Here is a 2,854-nt window from a genome sequence, read left to right as displayed (position 1 = left end):
CTATCGCCGCCAATGGCGATGCCAGCGTCGGCGAGATGATCGCCAAGGCGATGGACAAGGTCGGCAATGACGGCGTCATCACCGTCGAGGAAGCCAAGACCGCCGAGACCGAGCTCGACGTCGTCGAAGGCATGCAGTTCGACCGCGGCTATCTCAGCCCCTATTTCGTCACCAATGCCGACAAGATGCGCGTCGAGCTAGAAGAGCCCTACATCCTCATCCACGAGAAGAAGCTCGGCAATCTGCAGGCGATGCTGCCGATCCTCGAGGCGGTGGTGCAGAGCGGCAGGCCGCTGCTGATCATCTCCGAGGACGTCGAGGGCGAGGCTCTGGCGACGCTGGTCGTCAACAAGCTGCGCGGCGGCCTCAAGGTCGCGGCCGTCAAGGCGCCGGGCTTCGGTGACCGCCGCAAGGCGATGCTGGAAGACATCGCCGTGCTGACATCAGGCCAGATGATCTCCGAGGACCTCGGCATCAAGCTCGAAAACGTCACCATCGAGATGCTCGGCCGCGCCAAGCGCGTGCTGATCGAGAAGGACACCACCACGATCATCGACGGCGCCGGCACCAAGGCGACGATCCAGGCGCGCGTCGCCCAGATCAAGGGTCAGATCGAGGAGACGACCTCCGACTACGACAAGGAAAAGCTGCAGGAGCGGCTGGCCAAGCTCTCCGGCGGCGTTGCCGTCATCCGCGTCGGCGGCGTAACAGAGTCGGAAGTCAAGGAAAAGAAGGACCGCATCGACGACGCGCTGAACGCAACGCGCGCGGCGGTTGAAGAAGGCATCGTGCCCGGCGGCGGCGTGGCTCTGCTGCGTGCCCGCTCGGTGCTTGGCGGCCTGACCGGCGCCAATGCCGATGTCACAGCCGGCATCACGATCGTGCTTAGGGCGCTCGAAGCGCCGATCCGCCAGATCGCCGAGAATTCCGGCGTCGAAGGCTCGATCGTCGTCGGCAAGCTCACCGACAGCAAGGACCACAATCAGGGCTTCGACGCCCAGAACGAGACCTATGTCGACATGATCAAGGCGGGCATCGTCGATCCGGCGAAAGTGGTGCGCACCGCACTGCAGGATGCCGGCTCGATCGCAGCCCTGCTGATCACCGCCGAAGCGATGATCACCGACATTCCGGCCAAGGATGCAGCACCGGCAGGTGGTGGCGGCGGCGGCATGGGCGGCTACTGATCCTGATTCAGGTGAGGCCGGCCTGCAAACGCCGGTTTCGGCTCGGCCTGACCTGAATCTTCCACGCCGGTTCCAAGAGCCGGGACTACCGCCGGGGGATTTTCTCCCGGCGTTCAGGCCTCTAGCCCAGGAGACCGATCCATGATCACGTTCGTGCGGAAGCCAGAGACGGTCGTCACGACCGAAAAAACCGAGGAAAGCCGCTTCGACCGCATCCGCAGGATTGCCGCCGACAAGCACAAGAAATCCGACTCCGACACGGCAACGCCAGCAAAGAGCGAGCCCAAACGCCCGATGTAAGGCTCTGCGGCTCGTACGCCACTACTTTCCGCTCAACCTCAGCACCACGTCGCGTGTCAGCGGCGCGAGTTCGATGCCGTCGGTCGCTTGCGGGTCCAGCCAGATCATCTCCTCGATTTCGGCGGCCGGCATCGGCTGGCTCTCGATCGGCTGTGCGGCAAAAGTGAGCGCGAACAATTCCGCTTCGACCGTGTAATCCGGCTCATTGGCCGCCTTAGCCGAAAACAGGCCGAGCCGGGCGGCGATGCGGGGGTCGATCACCAATCCGAGTTCCTCGCGCAATTCGCGCACCAGGGCATCGACCGGTTCCTCGTCCGGCTCGATCTTGCCGCCGGGTTGCATGAAGGCGTTGGTATCGCGCTTGCGCACCAGCAGCAATTTGCCCGACGCATCCGTGATCACAGCTGCGGCAATCCTGATCTTGCGGCTTTCGGAGGGGATGGAATTCACGCTAGTATCATCCGTGGTCGTTTGGTGCGGAGCTTGCCAGATTTTGGCAGGCGACCGAGACGAAACCGCGATTCTCGATAGGGAGACAAGTTCATGTTTGCGGCCAAGGCCATCGACACGTCGGACAAGGCCGCGTTCTACCGTGACCTCGCCACCCAGCTTAAGGCGCTGCTCGAGGGCGAGCGCGATTCGATCGCCAACGCCGCCAACACCGCGGCGCTGATCTTCCAGATGGTGCCGGACCTCAACTGGGCGGGGTTCTATTTCCTGCAGTCGGACGAGGAAATGGTGCTCGGACCGTTCCAGGGCAAGCCGGCCTGTGTGCGCATCGCCGTCGGCAAGGGCGTGTGCGGAACCGCGGTCGAACTCGGCACCTCGATGCTGATCAAGGACGTGCATGATTTTCCCGGCCACATCGCCTGCGACGCCGATTCGCGCTCGGAACTGGTCGTGCTGCTCGAGGACGATGACGGCGTCTTCGGCGTGCTCGATCTCGACAGCCCGCTGCCCGCCCGCTTCGACAAGGCCGACCAGGCCGGCATCGAGACGCTGGCGGCGATCTATGCCGCGGCGAGTTCCTTCGAGGATTAGTTCCTCGATCCAGCATCCGCCGTCGAGTTCCTTCGCGCCCCCCTCTGTCCTGCCGGACATCTCCCCCACAAGGAGGGAGACCGGGCAGCTGTGACGCCGGCTCTCGCTTGCAACGCTGAAAATTGGCGATATCGGTCGCGGCATCCAATCTCCCCACCTGTGGGGGAGATGTCCGGCAGGACAGAGGGGGGCGCCGTGGAGCGCTACCTTTGAACCCTCAGACGAACTTCACCAGCATCAGGCTGAAGCAGCCGATGAACAGGAAGGCCGAGAAGGCGAGCGCCAGCGGGCGCAGGCCGCGGGAGCGCAGCTGCGAAATGTCGGCC

At 63.9% G+C, this 2,854-nt stretch carries 4 protein-coding genes and 1 pseudogene; 3 read left to right on the top strand and 2 right to left on the bottom strand.

Features of this window, described 5'->3' with window-relative positions; genetic code table 11:
• Both groL and EN935_RS40965 read left to right on the top strand, forming a co-directional pair.
• Positions 1-1,187: chaperonin GroEL (gene groL, locus EN935_RS29635; protein ID WP_127373903.1), on the top strand; the 1,187-nt coding region annotated here is incomplete at its 5' end.
• Between the two features lie 141 nt (positions 1,188-1,328).
• Entirely contained in the window at positions 1,329-1,487 is a 159-nt protein-coding gene (locus EN935_RS40965; protein WP_164482308.1) for a hypothetical protein, read from the top strand.
• Between the two features lie 21 nt (positions 1,488-1,508).
• Here the strand turns inward: EN935_RS40965 and EN935_RS29630 are convergent, their stop codons facing one another.
• Entirely contained in the window at positions 1,509-1,937 is a 429-nt protein-coding gene (locus EN935_RS29630) for an NUDIX domain-containing protein (RefSeq protein WP_109660341.1), read from the bottom strand.
• Positions 1,938-2,030: 93 nt separating this feature from the next.
• Between EN935_RS29630 and EN935_RS29625 the strand changes: the two genes are divergently transcribed.
• Positions 2,031-2,528, top strand: coding sequence for a GAF domain-containing protein (locus tag EN935_RS29625; protein ID WP_109660343.1), 498 nt, complete (start codon positions 2,031-2,033; stop codon positions 2,526-2,528).
• A 217-nt stretch (positions 2,529-2,745) separates the two neighbouring features.
• On the opposite strand, the pseudogene EN935_RS42330 reads toward EN935_RS29625, so the two are convergent.
• Positions 2,746-2,854, bottom strand: a pseudogene (locus tag EN935_RS42330) (YeiH family putative sulfate export transporter); the annotation flags it as partial.

The organism is Mesorhizobium sp. M7D.F.Ca.US.004.03.1.1 (assembly GCF_003998635.1).
GTDB lineage: Bacteria > Pseudomonadota > Alphaproteobacteria > Rhizobiales > Rhizobiaceae > Mesorhizobium > Mesorhizobium loti.
This window is presented reverse-complemented; position numbering and strand designations above follow the sequence as displayed.